This window comes from uncultured Marivita sp., assembly GCF_947488135.1.
GTDB lineage: Bacteria > Pseudomonadota > Alphaproteobacteria > Rhodobacterales > Rhodobacteraceae > Marivita.
Window position 1 is genome coordinate 1,077,819 of the sequence record NZ_CANKYW010000001.1, and the last position, 18,424, is coordinate 1,096,242.

General features: G+C 64.3%; 19 protein-coding genes. 8 read left to right on the top strand and 11 right to left on the bottom strand.

The annotated features are described in order from the left end of the window. The first annotated feature begins 47 nt into the window (after positions 1-47). Complete coding sequence (locus tag Q1B16_RS05370) at positions 48-656, top strand: superoxide dismutase (RefSeq protein ID WP_299785249.1); 609 nt, start codon at positions 48-50, stop codon at positions 654-656. A 216-nt stretch (positions 657-872) separates the two neighbouring features. Then, positions 873-1,823, top strand: a complete 951-nt coding sequence (gene rarD / locus Q1B16_RS05375) for an EamA family transporter RarD (protein WP_299785251.1) — start codon at positions 873-875, stop codon at positions 1,821-1,823. Here rarD and Q1B16_RS05380 read toward each other — a convergent pair. Continuing rightward, entirely contained in the window at positions 1,730-2,281 is a 552-nt protein-coding gene (locus Q1B16_RS05380; protein WP_299785253.1) for a TIGR00730 family Rossman fold protein, read from the bottom strand. The two genes, rarD and Q1B16_RS05380, sit on opposite strands and share 94 nt — an antisense overlap. Before the next feature lie 112 nt (positions 2,282-2,393). On the opposite strand from Q1B16_RS05380, the gene Q1B16_RS05385 reads away from it, so the two are divergent. Then, on the top strand, positions 2,394-3,791 hold the full coding sequence (locus tag Q1B16_RS05385; protein WP_299785256.1) for a LysM peptidoglycan-binding domain-containing protein: 1,398 nt from the start codon (positions 2,394-2,396) through the stop codon (positions 3,789-3,791). A gap of 167 nt (positions 3,792-3,958) precedes the next feature. Then, entirely contained in the window at positions 3,959-4,543 is a 585-nt protein-coding gene (locus tag Q1B16_RS05390) for an HNH endonuclease (RefSeq protein ID WP_299785258.1), read from the top strand. A 407-nt stretch (positions 4,544-4,950) separates the two neighbouring features. Here Q1B16_RS05390 and eda read toward each other — a convergent pair whose 3' ends face one another. Both eda and edd read right to left on the bottom strand, forming a co-directional pair. Next, the gene (gene eda, locus Q1B16_RS05395) at positions 4,951-5,595 is read right to left on the bottom strand and encodes a bifunctional 4-hydroxy-2-oxoglutarate aldolase/2-dehydro-3-deoxy-phosphogluconate aldolase (protein ID WP_299785260.1); all 645 of its coding nucleotides are present in this window, start codon (positions 5,593-5,595) and stop codon (positions 4,951-4,953) included. A 41-nt stretch (positions 5,596-5,636) separates the two neighbouring features. Continuing rightward, positions 5,637-7,448 (bottom strand): phosphogluconate dehydratase, encoded by a 1,812-nt coding sequence (gene edd, locus Q1B16_RS05400; RefSeq protein WP_299785263.1) that lies wholly within the window; start codon positions 7,446-7,448, stop codon positions 5,637-5,639. Positions 7,449-7,658: 210 nt separating this feature from the next. Here edd and Q1B16_RS05405 point away from each other — a divergent pair, with 210 nt between their 5' ends. The 3 genes from Q1B16_RS05405 to Q1B16_RS05415 are packed head-to-tail and all read left to right on the top strand — an operon-like array spanning position 7,659 to position 10,102. Further along, positions 7,659-8,294 (top strand): DUF6778 family protein, encoded by a 636-nt coding sequence (locus Q1B16_RS05405; protein WP_299785265.1) that lies wholly within the window; start codon positions 7,659-7,661, stop codon positions 8,292-8,294. Positions 8,295-8,345: 51 nt separating this feature from the next. Continuing rightward, positions 8,346-9,542, top strand: a complete 1,197-nt coding sequence (locus Q1B16_RS05410) for an RSP_2647 family RNA methyltransferase (RefSeq protein WP_299785267.1) — start codon at positions 8,346-8,348, stop codon at positions 9,540-9,542. Then, a complete protein-coding gene (locus Q1B16_RS05415) occupies positions 9,539-10,102 on the top strand; it encodes an RSP_2648 family PIN domain-containing protein (RefSeq protein ID WP_299785269.1) in 564 nt (187 codons plus the stop codon). The genes Q1B16_RS05410 and Q1B16_RS05415 overlap by 4 nt, the downstream gene beginning before the upstream one ends. A 37-nt stretch (positions 10,103-10,139) precedes the next feature. On the opposite strand, the gene Q1B16_RS05420 is transcribed toward Q1B16_RS05415, so the two are convergent. From Q1B16_RS05420 to Q1B16_RS05435, 4 genes are all read right to left on the bottom strand, one after another. Next, positions 10,140-11,336, bottom strand: coding sequence for a LysM peptidoglycan-binding domain-containing protein (locus Q1B16_RS05420; RefSeq protein WP_299785271.1), 1,197 nt, complete (start codon positions 11,334-11,336; stop codon positions 10,140-10,142). 60 nt (positions 11,337-11,396) lie between these two features. Beyond that, positions 11,397-12,038 carry a protein-L-isoaspartate(D-aspartate) O-methyltransferase gene (locus tag Q1B16_RS05425; protein WP_299785273.1) on the bottom strand — a complete coding sequence of 214 codons (642 nt, stop codon included), beginning with the start codon at positions 12,036-12,038 and terminating at the stop codon, positions 11,397-11,399. Further along, entirely contained in the window at positions 12,038-12,823 is a 786-nt protein-coding gene (gene surE, locus Q1B16_RS05430; protein ID WP_299785275.1) for a 5'/3'-nucleotidase SurE, read from the bottom strand. The genes Q1B16_RS05425 and surE overlap by 1 nt, the downstream gene beginning before the upstream one ends. 129 nt (positions 12,824-12,952) lie before the next feature. Further along, on the bottom strand, positions 12,953-13,609 hold the full coding sequence (locus Q1B16_RS05435) for an SDR family oxidoreductase (RefSeq protein WP_299785277.1): 657 nt from the start codon (positions 13,607-13,609) through the stop codon (positions 12,953-12,955). A 112-nt stretch (positions 13,610-13,721) separates the two neighbouring features. On the opposite strand from Q1B16_RS05435, the gene Q1B16_RS05440 reads away from it, so the two are divergent. Continuing rightward, positions 13,722-14,312, top strand: a complete 591-nt coding sequence (locus Q1B16_RS05440; protein WP_299785279.1) for a biotin transporter BioY — start codon at positions 13,722-13,724, stop codon at positions 14,310-14,312. 144 nt (positions 14,313-14,456) lie between these two features. On the opposite strand, the gene Q1B16_RS05445 is transcribed toward Q1B16_RS05440, so the two are convergent. The 4 genes from Q1B16_RS05445 to radA all read right to left on the bottom strand — a co-directional run bounded on the left by Q1B16_RS05445 (position 14,457) and on the right by radA (position 18,371). Then, on the bottom strand, positions 14,457-14,723 hold the full coding sequence (locus Q1B16_RS05445; RefSeq protein ID WP_299785281.1) for an amidophosphoribosyltransferase: 267 nt from the start codon (positions 14,721-14,723) through the stop codon (positions 14,457-14,459). Between the two features lie 96 nt (positions 14,724-14,819). Next, positions 14,820-16,277 carry an amidophosphoribosyltransferase gene (gene purF / locus Q1B16_RS05450; RefSeq protein ID WP_299786005.1) on the bottom strand — a complete coding sequence of 486 codons (1,458 nt, stop codon included), beginning with the start codon at positions 16,275-16,277 and terminating at the stop codon, positions 14,820-14,822. A 120-nt stretch (positions 16,278-16,397) separates the two neighbouring features. Next, on the bottom strand, positions 16,398-16,970 hold the full coding sequence (locus Q1B16_RS05455; protein WP_299785283.1) for a CvpA family protein: 573 nt from the start codon (positions 16,968-16,970) through the stop codon (positions 16,398-16,400). Between the two features lie 33 nt (positions 16,971-17,003). Then, positions 17,004-18,371: a DNA repair protein RadA gene (gene radA, locus Q1B16_RS05460; protein ID WP_299785285.1), complete on the bottom strand. Its 1,368-nt coding sequence runs from the start codon at positions 18,369-18,371 to the stop codon at positions 17,004-17,006. Positions 18,372-18,424: the final 53 nt, after the last annotated feature.

The following is an 18,424-nucleotide window of genomic DNA, read 5'->3' on the forward strand; positions in this document are numbered from 1 at the left end:
ATCACGTATGCCTGTGTAATTTGACATACAAACGAGGGGACACCACCATGGCTTTCGAACTTCCTGATCTGCCCTACGCTCACGACGCGCTGGCCAGCAAGGGCATGTCCAAAGAGACGCTCGAATATCACCACGACATCCACCACAAGGCCTATGTGGAAAATGGCAACAAGGCCATTTCCGGCACCGAGTGGGAGGGCAAGTCCCTCGAAGAAATCATCAAGGGCACATATGACGCCAATGCGGTTGCGCAGAGCGGCATCTTCAACAACATCAGCCAGTTGTGGAACCACAATCAATTCTGGGAAATGATGGGGCCGGGCGACAACAAGATGCCCGGAGAGCTCGAGAGCCGCATCACCGATGCCTTCGGCACGGTCGACAAGTTCAAGGAAGAGTTTTCGGCCGCAGGCGCTGGCCAGTTCGGATCCGGTTGGGCTTGGCTCGTCGTGGATACCGATGGCAAGCTTAAGATCACGAAGACCGAAAACGGTGTGAACCCGGTCTGCTTCGATCAGACCGCACTTCTGGGCTGCGATGTATGGGAGCACTCCTATTACATCGACTTCCGCAACAAGCGCCCGGCGTATCTCGCCAATTTCCTGGACAACCTCGTGAACTGGGAAAACGTCGCGGAGCGTTTGTCCAAAGCCTAAGGCCGCAACAATTACGTTATCAAAAGCCCTGCCATTTCGGCAGGGCTTTTTTCGTGGGTGCATCGTAGCTTGGTGCGCCAAGGCCAGCGCTGACCACTCTACGTTGCCAGTGGGACGCATTCCTTCGAAGGAATGCGCCAAAGCCTTCGAAGGCTTTGGCACCCAGCCCTTGCCGAGCGCGCCGCGCCGCAGTAGGCCAAGCGCAGAGGAGCCCCGATGACCGACACTCGAAAAGGCGTTCTGGCGCTGGTTGCCGCCTGCACCATCTGGGGCCTGTCTCCGCTGTTCTACAAGGCGCTGAGCGATGTCGCCCCGCTCGAGGTTCTGGCGCACCGGACCCTCTGGTCGCTGGCATTCTTCGCGGGGGTTCTGGCGTTGCAAGGCCGGTTGCGGACGCTCTGGGCGGCGGTGTCCAGCTTCGCCTCGATCCGCGTCATCGGATTTGCGGCGATCATGATCTCGACCAATTGGTTCCTGTTCATCTTTTCGATCCAGGTGGGGCGCGCGACCGAGGCGTCGATGGGGTACTACATCTTCCCGTTGGTCGCGGTTCTGTTGGGGCGTGTCGTTTTGGGTGAACGGCTCAGTCGGTCCCAATGGAGCGCCATCTTGCTGGCCGCGATCGCGGTGCTGTCTCTGACCGTGGGCTTGCAGATCGTGCCGTGGATTTCGCTGATGCTGGCCACGACATTCGGCATGTACGGGCTCGTCAAGAAACGGCTCGACCTTGGACCGGTGGTGTCGGTGACCGCAGAGGTGCTGCTCCTGTCACCGATTGCGGCGGGCTGGCTGATCGTGCTGCATTTCGGGCAGGGCGGCGTCTACGGTGAGGACGCGGTGCAGACCGCGCTCTTGATGACGTCGGGGCCACTGACGGCCTTGCCGCTGATCCTGTTCTCCTACGGCGCGCGCAGGCTGACCTTGTCGACGGTGGGGATCGTCCAATACATCAATCCGACCCTGCAATTCTTCTGCGCCGTGGTGATCTTCGGTGAACCTTTCGGCCCCATACACCTGTTCGCCTTCGCGCTGATCTGGACCGCGCTCGCAATCTATTCCGGCAGCGCCTACCGTCAGGACAAGGCGCGGCGCAAAGCGTTGATCGTGTCGGAGGCCGACGTGGTGGTTTCCACGAACCCGAGCAGAGAGGCGTCAGCGAAGCCCTGATCGACCACGTGCGTCAACAGCGCCGATAGCGGCGCCCAGTACTCTTCGACGCTCAGCAGGATGATCGGCTTGCCGTGTAGGCCCAATTGCCGCCATGTCAGCACCTCGAAGAACTCGTCCAGCGATCCGGCTCCGCCGGGCAGAACGACGATGGCATCGGCGTTCATCACCATGACCTTTTTGCGCTCGTGCATGGTTTCGGTGACGATGAAGCGGGTGAGATCGGTCTTGCCCACTTCGAGGTCCAGAAGATGCGTCGGGATCACGCCGAACGTGTCGCCACCGGCCTCTTGCGCCGCGCGGGCGGTGGTGCCCATCAGCCCGACATCCCCCGCGCCGTAGACCAACCGCCAACCTTCATCCGCGATGGCGCGTCCCAGCGCCTCGGCTTCGTGCGTATAAGCTGCATTCCGGCCCGGACGTGAGCCGCAATAGACACAGATGGATTTGGAGATCATGGGCGGCGTCCTTGACAAGGGGGGTGAAGTTGCCTCGTGATACCCGCGTTGCTAGACACGCTCAACTGCGGGATCGGTGATTGGCCGGTCGGCTGCGAACACTTGGGGAAAGATGAGCAAATCGGCTTTGACAAAGGGCCGCTCCGGGATCGTTCTCGGAGCCGCGGCCGCAGTCGGCGCAATCGCCCTGGCGATCTACGCCAGCGGGTCGCTGTTTCCCGATGCGGATCGACCTGCTCCGGTGGAAACCGCCGCTTTGCCGGTCGAGAGCGTGGAGGTTGCGACTGAACCCTCCGACGTTGCGACTGCCCCGGCCGAGACCAGCGATACAGAGGTTGCGGTGGCTACGCCCGAGGTCGCGCCCCAAGCGGTCACGGAGGACGCGGCGGAACAGCCATCCGAAGCAGCCCCCGAACCGCCCACACCCGGCGCGCCGACATTCGACATCGTCCGGGTCGCGCCGGATGGCCAGACGCTTGTTGCCGGGGCCGCGCCGGATGCGCAGGGCATCACCATTCTCGTCGACGGGGCCGAGGCAGGGCAGGCGGACGTGGATGGCTCGGGCAAGTTCGTCGCCTTTCTCGATCTGCCTGCAAGCGACGCGCCCCGCGTCATCAGCTTGCGCGCGACCGGTGCCGGTGGACACATCGACAGCGTGGATCAGGTGATCCTCGCCCCCGCCCCGCAGGTTGCGGATGTCGCTGATCCTGCGCCAGACACGTCGGTGGACAGGGCCAACGTGCCCGCGCCGGAGGAGGCCACGGGAACCGATAGTCCAACTGTCCTCGCAGAGGCGCCATCGCCGGAACCTGCGCCAGAGGTCGGGGGTACACCCAACGTTGTACCCGCTGCGCCCGGTGCCGAACTGACCGCGCAGGTCGCCCTGCCGGTGCTCGACACCGAGGAGGGGGCCTCCGATGTGCCGGACGTCGCGACCCAGGACAGCGCCACAGAGCCGACGCCCGCCGCTCCGGCGGTGATCCTGTCGACAGCCGAGGGCGTCAATGTTCTGCAAGGCGTTCAAACGCCGACACCCGATGCGCTGGACCAGATCGCGCTCGACGCGATCACCTACGAGGATGCGGGCGCTGTGGCCCTGACCGGGCGCGGTACGGCTCGGGAGTTCGTGCGCATCTACCTCGACAACCGGCCCGTGCAGACAACCGAGATCGGCACCGACGGTACCTGGCGCGCGGAACTGCCGGATATCGACAGCGGCACCTATACGCTGCGGGTCGATGCGGTGGATGCCGAGGGCGATGTCACGTCGCGGGTGGAAAGCCCGTTCCGGCGGGAAGACCCCGGGGCGCTGGCGCAGGCGGTGGAGCGCGGCGAGACCGCGGCGATCCTTCAGGTGGTGACGGTCCAGCCGGGCAACACGCTATGGGCGATCGCGCGCGACCGCTATGGGGAAGGCCCGGCCTACGTCAAGGTGTTCGAAGCCAATCGCGACCGCATCCGCGACCCGGATCTGATCTATCCCGGTCAGGTCTTCGCGATCCCGGACTGATCCATCCGCCACCCCCCTGTGATGTCGGAAAATATCACTGCGACACATACAGCATGTTGCGGGGGTTGCCGGGAGGTTTCCGCGATATATAGTGTCATTCATAGATCGGGGCGGGGCTCCCGTCCTGACGCTGAAACAGGCAGACAGGGCAGGAGACGAGTCCCCCGATGGATGGCAACTTCAGAACAGCTTTTGTACGTGAACCGGGTGCGCTCCGACACCACCCGGCGCTTGTGCTGAACGCGGATTACAGGCCCTTGTCCTACTATCCGCTGTCGCTCTGGCCGTGGCAGGATGCGGTCAAGGCGGCGTTTCTCGATCGCGTGGATATCGTGGCCGAATATGACGAGGTGGTCCGAAGCCCGTCGATGACGCTCCGAATACCGAGTGTCGTGGTGCTCAAAGACTACGTCAAACCACAAAAGCGCGTGGCCTTCACGCGCTTTAATCTTTTCTTGAGGGATGAATTCCGCTGCCAGTATTGCGGTGCGAAGGGCGAATTGACCTTCGATCACGTGGTGCCGCGCGCCTCGGGCGGGATCACGTCCTGGGAAAACGTCGTGGCCGCCTGTGCGCCGTGCAACCTGCGCAAAGGCTCCAAAAGCCTGCGGCAAGCCGGGCTATCGCTGCGCAAACCCCCGCGCCAACCGGGCGCGCAGGAGCTTTTGAACATGGGACGCAAGTTTCCCCCCAACCATCTGCACGACAGTTGGATGGATTTTCTCTATTGGGATGCCGAATTGCAGGCGTAATCCGCGATGTTGGGTGCCAACGCTGTTGGCTGTCTTGAAAAGAGGTGACGTCACCTGAGTTGGGTGGACATCCTCTCCCCCGTGCAGAGCGGTGTGACCCGCTCCGAACCTGTACCCCGGCTTTGAAACGGGGCCTTCGAGATGCATCTCTCATGGTCTGAACGCACATTGAGCGTCCGCAGAGAGAGGGTAGCCTCTTGGAGTGTTCCGCCAAAAGACGGAACGAGTGTCGGATCCGATGCGGGGGTTATCCGTGCAAGGCGTTAAGCAGGTAGAAATGAAGCGCGCGGTGCGAGACTTTTCGAAAAGTCTCGCAAAAGCCTTAGAAGGGTTTTGCCGCGCTCGGCTAGACGGATACGGCAATTCGAAATGCCGTGTCCAAGCGCCTTCAAAGGCGCTTGGCGTGTCTACCGGGAGAGTTGCGACGCTTCGCGGGCCAGCTCTTCGATCGCTTTCCAATCGCCCTTGGCGACAAGGTCTTTCGGGGCGACCCAGCTTCCCCCGGCGCAGAGCACGTTAGACAGACCCAGGTAGTCCGGCGCGTTTTTCAGCGACACACCGCCTGTTGGGCAGAACCGCACCTGCGGGATCGGCGCGCCGATGGCCTTGAGCGCGGGCGCGCCGCCATTGGCCTCGGCCGGGAAGAACTTCTGCACCGTATAGCCGCGTTCCAGAAGCGCCATCGCTTCGGATGCCGTTGCGGCACCGGGCAGAAGTGGCAGATCGGCAGCTTCACAGGCATCGAGCAACCGGTCCGTCGCGCCGGGTGAAACACCGAACTTGGCCCCGGCCTCGACAGCTGCCTGAACGTCAGACGGGGTGAGGAGCGTGCCAGCCCCGACGACACCCCCTTCGACCTGTGCCATTTCGCGGATCACGTCGAGCGCGGCATCGGTGCGCAATGTCACCTCGAGCACCGGCAGGCCGCCCGCCACAAGCGCTTCGGCCAAGGGCCGCGCCACGCTGGCGTCATCGACGACGAGCACGGGGATAATGGGCGCGAGGCGGCAGAGCTTCTCGCTTTCGACGCTGGCTTGAAGGGGGGTTATCATAGAGTTCTCCGCAGGTTGGGGAGGGATTTTCATGCAATGCGTTAAACGACGACGCCTGCGCCGTGTTCGGCCAGACCGACATTGGCCCGGAAGGCCGCGAACAGCTCGCGCCCGACGCCGTGGCCGTTCCCGCTCAGATCGGCGGTGGCGGGCTCGCGCTGGTCGAAGTCTTCGGCAAGGCAGGTGATCTCGCCTTTCACCGCGTCGACGCGAACGATGTCACCGTCGCGCACACGGGCCAGCGGGCCGCCTTTGGCCGCTTCGGGCGAGACGTGGATGGCCGAGGGCACCTTGCCCGATGCGCCGGACATGCGCCCGTCGGTGACAAGCGCGACCTTGAGACCGCGATCCTGCAAGACAGCCAGTGTGGGCGTCAGGCTGTGCAGCTCGGGCATGCCGTTGGAACTGGGACCCTGAAAGCGCACCACAACCACGGTGTCTTCGGTGAATTCGCCGTTCTTGAAGGCGACCTTCACGTCGTCCTGATCGTGAAACACGCGGGCTTTCGCTTCGATCACATGGCGTTCGGGGGCCACAGCAGAGGTTTTCATCATGCCCTTGCCCAGGTTGCCCGCGAGCTGTTTCAGACCGCCGGTCGCCTGGAACGGATCGCTGGCGGGGCGGAGGATCTTGTCGTTCTGGGTCTCGCCCGCGCCGGGGCCGTAGACCACGCGCCCGTCGGTGACTTTAGGTTCCTGCGTGTAAAGGTGAAGCCCGTCACCGGCGACGGTTTTCACGTCCTCGTGCAGCAACCCGTGTTCGAGCAATTCTCCGATCATGAAGCCCAAGCCGCCAGCTGCGTGGAAGTGATTCACGTCCGCAAGGCCGTTCGGATAGACCTTGGCCATCAGAGGCGTCACGGACGAAATCTCCTCGAAATCCTCGAGCCGCAGTTCGACCCCGGCGGCCCGCGCCATCGCGGGCAGGTGCAGGACAAGGTTGGTCGACCCGCCGGTGGCCATCAGTCCGACGATGCCGTTCACGAACGCCTTTTCGTCGAGCACATCGCAGACGGGGCGGTAATCATTGCCCAGCTGCGTGATCTCCAGCGCGCGTTCGGTGCCCGCCACCGTCAGCGCCTCGCGCAGGGGGGTGCCCGGATTTACAAAGGACGCGCCGGGCAGGTGGAGGCCCATGAATTCCATCAGCATCTGGTTGCTGTTGGCGGTGCCGTAGAAGGTGCAGGTGCCGGGGGAATGATACGACGCCATCTCGGCCTTCATCAACTCGTCGCGACCGACTTCGCCAGCGGCGAATTTCTGCCGCACCTTGGCTTTCTCATCGTTGGGCAGACCAGAGGGCATGGGACCCGCGGGGAGGAAAATGCCGGGCAGGTAGCCAAAGGTTCCGGCGGCGATCACCAGACCCGGCACGATCTTGTCGCAGACGCCAAGATAAAGCGCCGAATCGAAGGTGTTGTGGCTGAGCGCCACGCCGGCGGCGAGCGCGATCACGTCGCGGGAAAACAGTGACAGCTCCATCCCGACCTGGCCTTGCGTGACGCCATCGCACATGGCGGGCACGCCGCCTGCGACCTGCGCGGTGCCACCGGCGGCACGCGCCGCGTCGCGGATGATATCGGGATATTTTTCAAAAGGTTGGTGCGCTGAGAGCATGTCGTTATAGGCGGTGACGATGCCGATATTCGGGCTGCGTTCCGTCGCCAGCTTGTCCTGATCCTGGCCCATCGCGGCATAGGCGTGGGCCTGGTTGCCGCAGCTCAGATGCGCGCGGCGCGGGCCTTCGGCGGCGGCCTGTCGCATCCGCTCCATGTAGCGCCCGCGGGATGTCTCCGAGCGTTCCTGAACACGCTCGGTCACCCGTTTGATCGTGTCGTTCAGAGAATGTGCCATGTTGCCTCCGCGCAAGATCAGCCGTTGCTTTGCGCCCGATGTAGTGAAGTTAGCGCTAACAGTAAAGGCCTATCTGGGCCGTGCAGGTGACCAGGGGTCAAGACAGATTGCGTCAAAATGTACGCATTTCGCCGCGATGCGGCCCATTTCCGCCGCCAGAACCGCAGGCGAGGAACAAAGAGCACTTGCCCCGCAAAAGGAGGCTTCGACATGAAACTGTTATTCAAGGCGCTGACCGGACTGGTTCTGGCCCTCACGCTGAGCGCCTGCGCCACCACGCCATCCGCGACCCGGTCCGCCATGCCCGACGACGCTGTTCTGGGCTTTTCGCAACCCGATGTGCGGATCGACAGCTTTACCGTATCGGTTCCGAAATCGCTCAAGGTGAATGAGCGCAACACCTATTATCCGATCGGCGACATCGTCTGGCGCGGTGATCCGATGGGCGACCGCCATGCCCAGGTGAAGGCGATGTTCGAGGCTGGTCTGCGCAACGCGGCACCCCGGATCGAGGGGGCGCGCGCTGTCCGTATGGATGTGCAGGTCACACGGTTCCATGCGCTGTCCGAAAAGGCGCGCTATTCGGTGGGCGGCGTGCACGACATCGACTTCAAATACCGGCTGGTCGATGTCGCGACCGGCCAGCAGATCGGGCCGACACGGGATGTGAGCGCGGACCTTGAAGGCTTGGCCGGTCAAGCCGCGATGGCCGCCGATGGGCGCGGCGAAACCCAGAAGGCGCGGATCATCGCGCATCTGTCGCGGGTCTTTGTCGAGGAACTGACCGTGCCGGGCGGCTACGTGAATGCAAATCTCGGTCTATTGCAGGCGATCAACGATCTCTGACGCGCAAAGACGGGCTTTCCCCTTGGGAGCGAGGGGCGTAAAGGGGGCGGTATGACACCGTCCCCTTTGCCTATTGTGCGCCTTCTTCCCAAAACCAAACCGCAAGCCATTCGGCGCGGCTATCCTTGGGTCTATGCCAACGAGGTGGTCACCGACCGCCGCACCCGTGCCCTCGCTCCGGGCACCATTGCCGTGCTCGAGGATGCCGAGCGCAGCCAGCTCGCCCTGATCGGCGTGAACGCGAATTCCAAGATCATCGGCCGTGTGCTTGATGGTCCCGAGGCCGCGGCCCCCGACCGCGCCTGGTTCGAGACCCGCTTGCGCAAGGCGCTGTCGCTGCGTGAACGGCTGTTTCCGACGCCGTTCTATCGCCTGATCCACGCTGAAGCGGATGGACTGCCGGGGGTCATCATCGACCGGTTCGGCGACATCGCAGTGGTGCAGCCCAACGCCGCCTGGGCCGATGTGCTTTTGCCGGACCTGACAGCAGCACTGGCCGAGGTCACGGGGGTCAAAACCATCCTCAAGAACGCCGGTGGACGCGGGCGGTCGCTGGAAGGGTTGGACGACGCGGATGCGGTGCTTCTGGGCAACGGGCCGACAGCGGCCATTCCGGTCGAGATGAACGGTGCCACCTACATGGCGGACCTGATCGGCGGGCAGAAGACCGGGCTTTTCTTCGACCAGCGCCCGAACCACGCCTTTGCTGCCCGGCTGGCCCAAGGCGCGCGGGTTTTGGACGTGTTCTCGCATGTCGGCGGCTTCGGCCTTGCCGCACTTGCCGGGGGCGCCGTGTCGGCGCATTGCGTTGACGGGTCCGACGCCGCGCTGGCGCTGGCGACCGACGGCGCGCGGCATATGGGTGCCGGGGACAAGCTGACCACGACCAAGGGCGATGCCTTCGACGTGCTGACCCAATTGGGCGAGGATCAGGCGCACTACGATCTGGTGGTCTGCGACCCACCGGCCTTTGCGCCCTCCAACAAGGCGCGCGAAGCAGGATTGCGGGCTTATGAGCGCATCGCGCGGTTGTCGGCACCGTTGGTGGCCGAAGACGGCTATCTGGTGCTCTGTTCCTGTTCGCACGCGGCGGATCTGTCATCCTTCACCGGGGCTTGCCTGCGCGGCATCGGACGCGCGGGGCGTCGGGCACAGTTGATCCATACGGGGCAGGCGGGGCCGGATCATCCGCTGCTGCCGCAACTGGCGGAATCGGGCTACCTCAAAGCGCTGTTCTTCCGGCTGTGAAGGTCTGCCTCGACACCTGCGTGCTCTATCCGACCGTGATGCGCGAGGTGCTGCTGGGGGTGGCGGCGCAGGGGCTGTTCACGCCGATCTGGTCCGAGCGGATCCTCGGCGAGTGGTCGCGCGCCGCCGCCAAGCTGGGGCCGACGGGACAGGCGCAGGCGGAGGCCGAGATCGCGATGGTCTCTGCCCAATGGCCCAAGGCAAGCGTGGTGCCGCCGCCGTCGCTTGTGGACCGGCTCTGGTTGCCGGATGCGAATGATGTGCATGTGTTGGCCGCTGCCATCGCGGGACATGCCGACATCATCCTCACGATGAATGCCAAGGATTTCCCGAGGGGTCTGCTGGCCGAGGAAGGTCTGTCGCGGGCCGATCCCGACACGTTTCTTTTGGGGCTGTTCGAGGCGTCACCCGAGGCGGTGCAACACGCCGTGTCCCATGTGCATGCCGAGGCGAACCGCCTGTCGGGAGAGATCTGGGACTTGCGCAAGCTGATGAAGAAGGCGCGGCTTCCCCGTTTGGGCAAGGCGCTGGAAGCCACCGAGGATTATTCGTCCGAATAATCTCGGACGAGCAGAATTTTCGGACGAAACGCCTGGGTCAGCGCAGATAGTCCATTGGATCGACGCTGTCGAAGCCTTTGCGCACCTCGAAATGCACCCGTGCCGGATCGAAATCGGCGACCTTGGCGATGGATTGACCCCGGCTGACCGCATCCCCCTTGGCGACGGTGATGTTGTCGACATGGGTGTAGACCGTCAGCAAACTGTCCGGGTGGCGGATGACAAGGATGTTGATGCCATCCGTGTTGCGCGTGATCGCCGCGACCTGGCCGCTGGCTGCGGCCTTGACGGTGGTGCCCACCGAGGCGCCGATGTCGATGCCGTCGTTGCGACCCTTCGAATACTCGCGGATGATGCTGCCTTGGACCGGAAACGCCATCGCCGCATTTGATGCGCTGGCCGAGGTCTGGTTGCCGACATTCGCCACAGGGGCCGCCGGAGTTGCCGCAGGCGTCGTTGCCGCGGCGGGGGCGGGTGTCTCGGCCGGGAGCGGTTGGGAGGCCGATGGCGGCTGCGGCGTGGGCGATCCGCGCCCGGGTTCGACGGGCGGCGCGCTTTCGCGCGGTGCGGTGGCCTCGGTGACGACGGGGATCAGGAGGTACTGGCCCTCTCGCAGGGAGAAATTGCTGTCGAGCCCGTTCCATTCGGCCAGCGACCGGACCGAGACATTGTAAAGCCGGGAAATCGTGAAGGCCGTTTCGCCGCGTTTGACCTGGTGCCGGATCGGTTCCGTGCCGACCTGCGGTGCCGCGCGCTGTGCGGCCGGGGTCGGGGCCGAGCGTTCGATCGCGTCGCTGGCGAGTGTGGTGATGTCGATCTGCGACGTCGGCCGGATCGGACCGGTGGTCGCCGCACCTGTGGCGGGCGAGGGTTCGGCCACACGGCGGGGCAGGGCGATGACCTCGCCCGCGCGCAGCGTGTCGCCGGTCTGAATGCCGTTGTAGCGCGCCAGCTCGTCGGCGGGCAGACCGACGCGGGTGGCCAGCGTGGCCAGCGTGTCGCCGCGCTGTGCGACGGCGACCTGGTAATTCGGATAAGAGATCACGCCGCGATTGTCGGGTGCAGGACGCGGCGCCGTGGCAGCGCGGGCGGCATCGGCGGTGTTGAATCCACCGTTCATCACGCCGCGCATGTCCAGGTCGAGCGGTTCGGAACAGGCGGCGAGAAGGGCCAGCACGGAAAGGCTGGTGCCCACACGAAAACCGGAACGAAGGGAAACTCTGCTGTCAGCCATGTCGATATCCTCAGATGCGCCGGTTGTACCCCGGTCGTCACGTGCCACACTATGCCCGTTTTATCCGTCGCGGGCCACCCCTTCGACCAACGGGACGAAGCGGACGGGCCTCAATTCGTCGTAATCCAGCCCTTCGGGTGTCCGGCGGACCCGGATGAGATGCTGGACGGAGTCCGATTGGCCGACCGGCAGGACCATGATTCCCCCGACCTTGAGCTGCGCGAGAAGCGGTCCCGGAGGGTCCTCGGCCGCCGCCGTCACGAGGATGCGGTCGAAGGGGGCCTGATCCGGCAGGCCGAAACTGCCATCGGCGGTGAAGGCGGTGACATTGGTCAGGCCAAGCTGGTCGAACACCTCGCGCGCCTCGCGCACCAGTCGGGCGTGGCGGTCCACAGTATAGACGCGGCGGGCCAACTGGCTCAGGATCGCGGCCTGATAGCCGGAGCCGGTGCCCACTTCGAGCACGGTATCGCGCGGGCTGATCTCGAGCGCCTGGGTCATCAGGCCGACCACCGAGGGCTGGCTGATGGTTTGCCCACAGGCGATGGGCAGCGGCATGTCTTCGTAGGCGCGTTCGGCGAAATAGCCCTTGATGAAGGGCGCGCGGTCGACCTGCTCCATCGCGGTCAGCACGGCGGCGTTGGTGACGCCGCGCGACCGGAGCGCGTAGAGGAACTGCATCTTGAGTTCCGCATCCTCCATCAGCGAAAGGCGTCCCGCATCGCGTCAAGCTGATCATGCGCGGTCAGATCGGCGCGCATCGGCGTGATGCTGATATATCCCGCAAGGTTTTCGGCGGCATCGCTGCCGGGCGCGGTGGGCGCGCGCTGATCGCCGCCCCTGATCCACAGGAACCGGCGTCCAGAGGGCGAGTTGTGCGGCTCGACCGAAAAGCAAGTGCCTTCGCGGATGCCCTGCGGCGTGATCCGGGTGCCTTTGACGGCGGCGGCGGGGACGGGCGGGAAGTTGACGTTGTAGAACAGGCGGTAGCCGTCCTGATCGCCGGGGTCATGACCGAGGATCTTCTGGATCACCTCGATGCCGTGCACCCGCGCGGCCTCGAACGGGTCGTCGGCATGAGCGTTGTCGGGACCGTAGTATTGCGACAGGGCGATGGCCGGAATGCCCTGAAGTGCAGCTTCCATCGCGCCGCCGAGCGTGCCGGAATAGAGCGCGTTCTCGGCCGAGTTGTTGCCCCGGTTCACGCCGGACAGAACCACGTCGGGGCGCGTGTCCAGCAAGACATCGTGCAGGCCCGCCAACACGCAATCCGCCGGGCTACCTTCGGCGGCGAAGCGGCGGTCGCCCATGTCGCTGACCATCATCGGATGGGTGTAGCTGATGCAGTGACCGACGCCGGATTGCTCGAACGCGGGGGCCACGGTCCAGACCTCGCCATCGGGTCCGGCCAGATCATAGGCGATTTCCGTCAGGACCTTGAGGCCCGGTGCGTTAATCCCGTCGTCATTGGTAATGAGTATGCGCATCTGCTCTGCCTTGCTTTTTTCCTGCATAGGCCAAGCCCCGCCCTGCGGCAAGCATCCGCCGGGTCAGGCTGGCGGCGGATTTTGCGGTGACGCAAAATCGCGGATGCGTCGACGCATCCGGCGCGCCGTTCAGCCGCCCAGGATCTCGGGCAACAGCCGTGCCGCTTCCTCGGAGGGAGAGGCCAGAACCGTCCGGTCTTCGCCCGGATAGAACCGCGCGCGCACATGCGTGCCCATCGGGCGCGGCGACAGGATTTTCACCTTGGGTCCGATCGACGCCGTTTCCGCCTGCCAACTGCGCGCCAGGCTGATCTGCGCGGCCTTGGTCGTTCCGTAATGACCAAAGAATTTTTCGCCCGCGTGGTCGTCCTCGAAGAACACCGCAGTGCCGTCGCGGCCCAGAAGTGGCGCGATATAGGGCACGAGGTGGGACATCGCATCGACATTGATCGACAGCGATTTCTTCCAGTCCTTGGCATCCATGTGATCCACCGGCGTGAGCGGCCCGGCATGGATGGCCGTGTGCACCCAGAGTGCGACCTGGCCCCAACGATCATGCACCGAACGGCAGAGCTGCGCCATGGCGTCGGGCTTGGTGATGTCCATCGGTGCCAGCGTGGCGCTGCCGCCTTTTTGCTGGATGCGGTCATCGAGCTCTTCCAGCCCGCCGACCGTGCGCGCCACGGCGATGATGTGATGCGTGTCGGCGAGGGCGTCCGCCAGCGCGAAGCCGAGACCGCGTGAGGCGCCGGTGACCAGCGCGAGGGGGCGAGATGTGTCTGTCATGGGCTGTCACATGCCTTTTTGCCGCCCGGCCCGCAAGAGGGCAGTGCTTGACTTGACGCTGCATTTGCAGAATTAACAGGGGCAAATGACAGCCATACGAGGGATCCTGGCCATGACACTCACGCACGCCGCCTTTGGCAAGACCACATTGTTCCGTCAGGCGCTGCTCGCGTTGGGCGGTGCCGCGTTCATCGCGGCGGCCACGCAGGTGTCGGTGCCGTTCTTTCCGGTTCCGATGACGCTTCAGACACTGGCGATCCTGATCGTCGGCCTGAGCTTCGGCGCGCGTCTGGGGACGGCGACTTTGATCACCTATCTCGGCTACGGCGCGATGGGTCTGCCGGTGTTTGCCAACGGTATGAACGGCTTGGCCTTCGCCGGTCCGACCGCTGGCTTTCTTCTGGGCTTCGTGCTGATGGCGGGCCTCGCCGGTCTGGCCGCCGATCGCGGGATCGCCAAGGGCTTTGTCTCAACGTCGCTGGTGACGCTGGGCCTTGCGGCGCTGCTTTATGTTCCCGGCATCGCGTGGCCGATGGCGGTGGCGTCCGCAACCGGCGTCGAGGCGGGATGGGTCGGTCAGGAGATCGGCTACTACTGGACCTACTTCATCGCGCCCTTCCTGATTGGCGATGCGGTCAAGGCGGTGATTGCCGCGACGGTCGTGACCGGCGCCTGGAAAGCATTGGCGGGTCGCCGCGCCTGAAATTTTACCGTATGGTAAAAAAAGACCCCCGCCCGAGTAATCGGCGGGGGTTTTTTCTTGTGGGGTGGGAATGGGGGCTCTGCCCCCGTCGCGCAAGCGCGACTCCCCCGAGATATTTTTTGCCCAAAGAAGCCGAAGTCAGGGTTAGCCGTTTGGCGCGGGGATTTCGAGCCACTCTGCCGCGCCGTTGCGGGCCAATGCCACGCGGCCATCCTCGATGGCGACCACGGTCTTGCCGTTCACGCTGTCGCCTCTTGTGACGGTCTTGGTCCGACCGCTGCGCAGTTTCAAGAGCGCGTGTGGGTCGGTTTGCGAGCCGAAGGTGCCCAGAAGAATGAGCGCGCCGTTCAGATCATTGGTGGTTTGGGTCGCGGTTTGAGCAACCTGCAGCGGGGTTTGGTCTTGAGCCATGATGCGTGCAATTTCTGTTTCGATTGCCCGCCAGATGGGCGCGATCGGTGGCAATGAAAAGTGGGCATTTTGGCCTGCGCGAAAGGTCGCCGACGGTTATTCGGCGGCCTTCATCTGGAAGCCTTTTTCCAGCATGTCCGACGGCTCCACCGGGTATTCGCCCGAGAAACAGGCGTCGCAATATTGCGGCGATTTCGGATCGCGGCCCGACGCTTCGCCGACGGCGCGGTAGAGGCCGTCGAGCGAGATGAACTTGAGGCTGTCGACGCCCAGATGATCGCGCATTTCGTCCTCGGACATGGTGGCGGCCAGCAGCTTTTCGCGTTGGGGCGTGTCGACACCGTAGAAACAGGGCCAGGCGGTGGGGGGCGAGGCGATGCGGAAATGGACCTCGGCGGCGCCGGCGTCGAGGATCATTTCCTTGATCTTGCGGCTGGTTGTGCCGCGCACGACGCTGTCGTCCACGAGGATCACGCGCTTGCCCTTGATCAGGGCGCGGTTGACGTTGAGCTTGAGGCGCACACCCATATTGCGGATCTGCTCGGTCGGCTCGATGAAGGTGCGGCCCATGTACTGGTTGCGGATGATGCCCATGCCGTAGGGGATGCCCGACTCGTGTGCAAAACCGATGGCGGCGGGGGTGCCGCTGTCGGGGACGGGGCAGACGAGGTCTGCGTCCACGGGTGTTTCGCGGGCCAGTTCCACACCGATCTGGCGGCGGGTTTCATAGACCGAGCGGTCGCCGATGATGCTGTCGGGGCGCGAGAAATAGACGTGTTCGAAGATGCAGAAGCGGGATTTTTGCGGGCGGAAGGGACGGATGGATTCGACGCCCTTGTCGGCGGTGATGACCACCATCTCGCCCGGATCGATCTCGCGCACGTATTCGGCACCGATGATGTCGAGCGCGCAGGTTTCCGAGGACAGCGCCCAGCCATCGCCGATCTTGCCCAGTACCAGCGGGCGCACGCCCAACGGGTCGCGCACGCCGATGAGCTTGGTCCGGGTCATGGCAACGACCGAGAACGCGCCTTCGACGCGGCGCAGCGCATCTTCCATGCGGCTGGGAATGTCGCGTTGCAGGGAGCGTGCCATCAGATGGATGATACATTCGCTGTCCGACGAGGATTGGAAGATCGAGCCCCGGTCGATCAGTTCTTTGCGCAGGGCGTCGGCATTGGTGATGTTGCCGTTATGGGCAATCGCGGCGCCGCCCATGGAAAACTCGCCGAAGAAGGGCTGCACGTCGCGGATCTGGGTCTGGCCTTTGGACCCGGCGGTGGAGTAGCGCACATGGCCGATGGCCAGCTCGCCCGGCAGGGTCTCCATGAGCTTCTGACTGGTGAAGTTGTCGCGCACATAGCCGAAGCGCCGCGCGCTGTTGAAGCCGTGTTCGGGGTGGTGGCTGACGATGCCTCCGGCCTCTTGCCCGCGGTGTTGCAGGGCGTGCAGGCCAAGGGCGACGAAGTTTGCGGCATCGGTCACGCCGACGACGCCGAAGATTCCGCATTCCTCTTTCAGCTTGTCATCGTCGAAGGGATGGGCGGGTGGCATCTGGGTGTCGGACAAATCGGGACTCCGAATCCGTGGCAGCAGAGGATGCCCCCTCATAAGCGCCCGCGCGCCCGGTGTCACGAAACTATACGATCCTCGCGACCATATGCCGGGATTGTGTCAGGTGTCGCTTTCCGGTGGTGCATCGCAGACGCCGACCAGCGCCTCGTATTGGGCGGTGATCCAGCCAAGCGCCTGTTCGGGGTTCTGATCCTCGATCTGGCCGGTCAGGCGGCTGAAGACCACGGCAGAGCGGCTGTCGTCGATCATGGCGACGTCCTGCGCGGTGATGACGACCTCGTAGACGAAGAACGCGACCGCGACGAGCAACACGCCGCGTGCGACCCCGAACAGGAACCCGAGCGCCTGATCGACGCCGCCCAGGGCCGAGCGTTGCACGATCGTCGAGAAGAGCGGGGTGAAGAAAGACATGATGACCAGCGCGATGGTGAAGACGGCGGCGAAACCGCCGATCACGCTGAGTTCGCAGCTGCCGGTCATGAATTCGCCGATCACCGGGATTTCCGTCATGAGCGGGCGCAGTTGCGGGCCGAACATGAAGCCCAGAATGGCCGCCGCGATCCAGCCGAGGATCGCCATCGCCTCGCGGACGATGCCACGCGAATAGGCCAGAAGCGCAGACAGAACGATGACGACGGCCACGACGCCGTCAATTATGGTGAACCCTTCCATCGGTCCCTTGCCCTTCTTTTTCTTCGGATGGCGCTAACCTGCGCCGAACACATCACCAACAAAGCTTGCCAAAGCGTCAATTTCCGTGGCCGCGATCCCGTCGCGGGGCATGGATTTCCCACCCTTTGGCACTATCGCGGCGGTAAAACCAAGTTTTTGTGCTTCTTTCAACCGATTTTCGGTTTGCCCCACCGGGCGGAGCGCGCCGGACAGGCTGATTTCGCCGAAGACCACGGTCTCGGCGGGCAGGGCGACATCCTCGCGCGCCGACAGGAGCGCTGCGGCCACGGCCAGATCCGCCGCAGGTTCGCTGACCTTCATTCCGCCTGCAACGTTGAGGTAAACATCCATCCCAGCGAAGGGGATACCGCAGCGCGCCTCGAGAACCGCCAGGATCATGGCGAGCCGACCGCCATCCCAGCCGACCACGGATCTGCGTGGTTGGCTGTGTGGCGTGGGCGCCACAAGCGCCTGAAATTCCACCAGAACCGGACGCGTGCCTTCGATTCCGGCAAAGACCGCCGATCCGGGCGATGGATCGCCGCGTTCCGACAGGAACAGGGCCGAGGGATTCGCCACCTCGGCAAGGCCGGCGCCCGTCATCTCGAACACGCCGATCTCGTCCGCCGGGCCAAAGCGGTTCTTGACCGCGCGCAGGATGCGGAACTGATGGCCGCGTTCGCCTTCGAAATAAAGCACGGTGTCGACCATGTGTTCGACCACGCGCGGGCCAGCGATCTGGCCATCCTTGGTGACGTGACCGACCATGACGATCGACGTACCGCGCCGCTTGGCGAAGCTGGTCAGCTCGTGCGCCGAGGCGCGCACCTGCGCCACGCTGCCGGGGGCAGAGGTGACGTTGTCGGCCCACATCGTCTGGATCGAGTCGATGATGGCGAGATCGGGTTTTTCGGTTTCCAGCGTCTTCAGGATGTCACGCAGGTTGGTTTCCGTGGCCAGCTTGACCGGTGCATTCTGCAAGCCGAGGCGGGTGGCGCGCATGCGGACCTGCGCGCTGGCCTCCTCGCCGGAAATGTAGATCACCTTGAGACCGGCATTTGCGAAGGCGGCGGCGGCTTGCAACAGCAGGGTGGATTTGCCGATGCCGGGGTCGCCGCCGACCAAAAGCGCCGAGGCGGGCACGAGACCCCCGCCCAGAACGCGGTCGAGTTCGGCCATCCGGGATTCCGTGCGCGGTGGCGGCGCTTCGGTGCCCGACAGGTCGCTGAGCGGCAGGGATCGTCCCTTCGAGGCTCCCAGTGCCTTGGATGATGGACCGGCGGCGAGGGGCACCTCTTCGACAATCGAATTCCACTCGCCGCACGCGTCGCAGCGTCCGGCCCATTTGTTGGTGGTGTTGCCACAGGTCTGGCAGACAAAGGTTGCGGTGGATTTCGCCATGACGCCGCTTGTGGCCCAAGCTGCGGGGGCCTGCAAGCGGCGCTGTCGTGACA

Coding starts and splice junctions, on each gene's coding strand:
- Q1B16_RS05410 (WP_299785267.1), top strand. CDS start 8,346: ATGACACCGTCCCCTTTGCCTATTGTGCGCCTTCTTCCCAAAACCAAA.
- Q1B16_RS05370 (WP_299785249.1), top strand. CDS start 48: ATGGCTTTCGAACTTCCTGATCTGCCCTACGCTCACGACGCGCTGGCC.
- Q1B16_RS05405 (WP_299785265.1), top strand. CDS start 7,659: ATGAAACTGTTATTCAAGGCGCTGACCGGACTGGTTCTGGCCCTCACG.
- Q1B16_RS05435 (WP_299785277.1), bottom strand. CDS start 13,609: ATGACAGACACATCTCGCCCCCTCGCGCTGGTCACCGGCGCCTCACGC.
- radA (WP_299785285.1), bottom strand. CDS start 18,371: ATGGCGAAATCCACCGCAACCTTTGTCTGCCAGACCTGTGGCAACACC.
- Q1B16_RS05455 (WP_299785283.1), bottom strand. CDS start 16,970: ATGGAAGGGTTCACCATAATTGACGGCGTCGTGGCCGTCGTCATCGTT.
- purF (WP_299786005.1), bottom strand. CDS start 16,277: ATGCCACCCGCCCATCCCTTCGACGATGACAAGCTGAAAGAGGAATGC.
- Q1B16_RS05380 (WP_299785253.1), bottom strand. CDS start 2,281: ATGATCTCCAAATCCATCTGTGTCTATTGCGGCTCACGTCCGGGCCGG.
- Q1B16_RS05420 (WP_299785271.1), bottom strand. CDS start 11,336: ATGGCTGACAGCAGAGTTTCCCTTCGTTCCGGTTTTCGTGTGGGCACC.
- Q1B16_RS05440 (WP_299785279.1), top strand. CDS start 13,722: ATGACACTCACGCACGCCGCCTTTGGCAAGACCACATTGTTCCGTCAG.
- Q1B16_RS05425 (WP_299785273.1), bottom strand. CDS start 12,038: ATGGAGGATGCGGAACTCAAGATGCAGTTCCTCTACGCGCTCCGGTCG.
- edd (WP_299785263.1), bottom strand. CDS start 7,448: ATGGCACATTCTCTGAACGACACGATCAAACGGGTGACCGAGCGTGTT.
- rarD (WP_299785251.1), top strand. CDS start 873: ATGACCGACACTCGAAAAGGCGTTCTGGCGCTGGTTGCCGCCTGCACC.
- eda (WP_299785260.1), bottom strand. CDS start 5,595: ATGATAACCCCCCTTCAAGCCAGCGTCGAAAGCGAGAAGCTCTGCCGC.
- Q1B16_RS05385 (WP_299785256.1), top strand. CDS start 2,394: ATGAGCAAATCGGCTTTGACAAAGGGCCGCTCCGGGATCGTTCTCGGA.
- Q1B16_RS05390 (WP_299785258.1), top strand. CDS start 3,959: ATGGATGGCAACTTCAGAACAGCTTTTGTACGTGAACCGGGTGCGCTC.
- Q1B16_RS05445 (WP_299785281.1), bottom strand. CDS start 14,723: ATGGCTCAAGACCAAACCCCGCTGCAGGTTGCTCAAACCGCGACCCAA.
- surE (WP_299785275.1), bottom strand. CDS start 12,823: ATGCGCATACTCATTACCAATGACGACGGGATTAACGCACCGGGCCTC.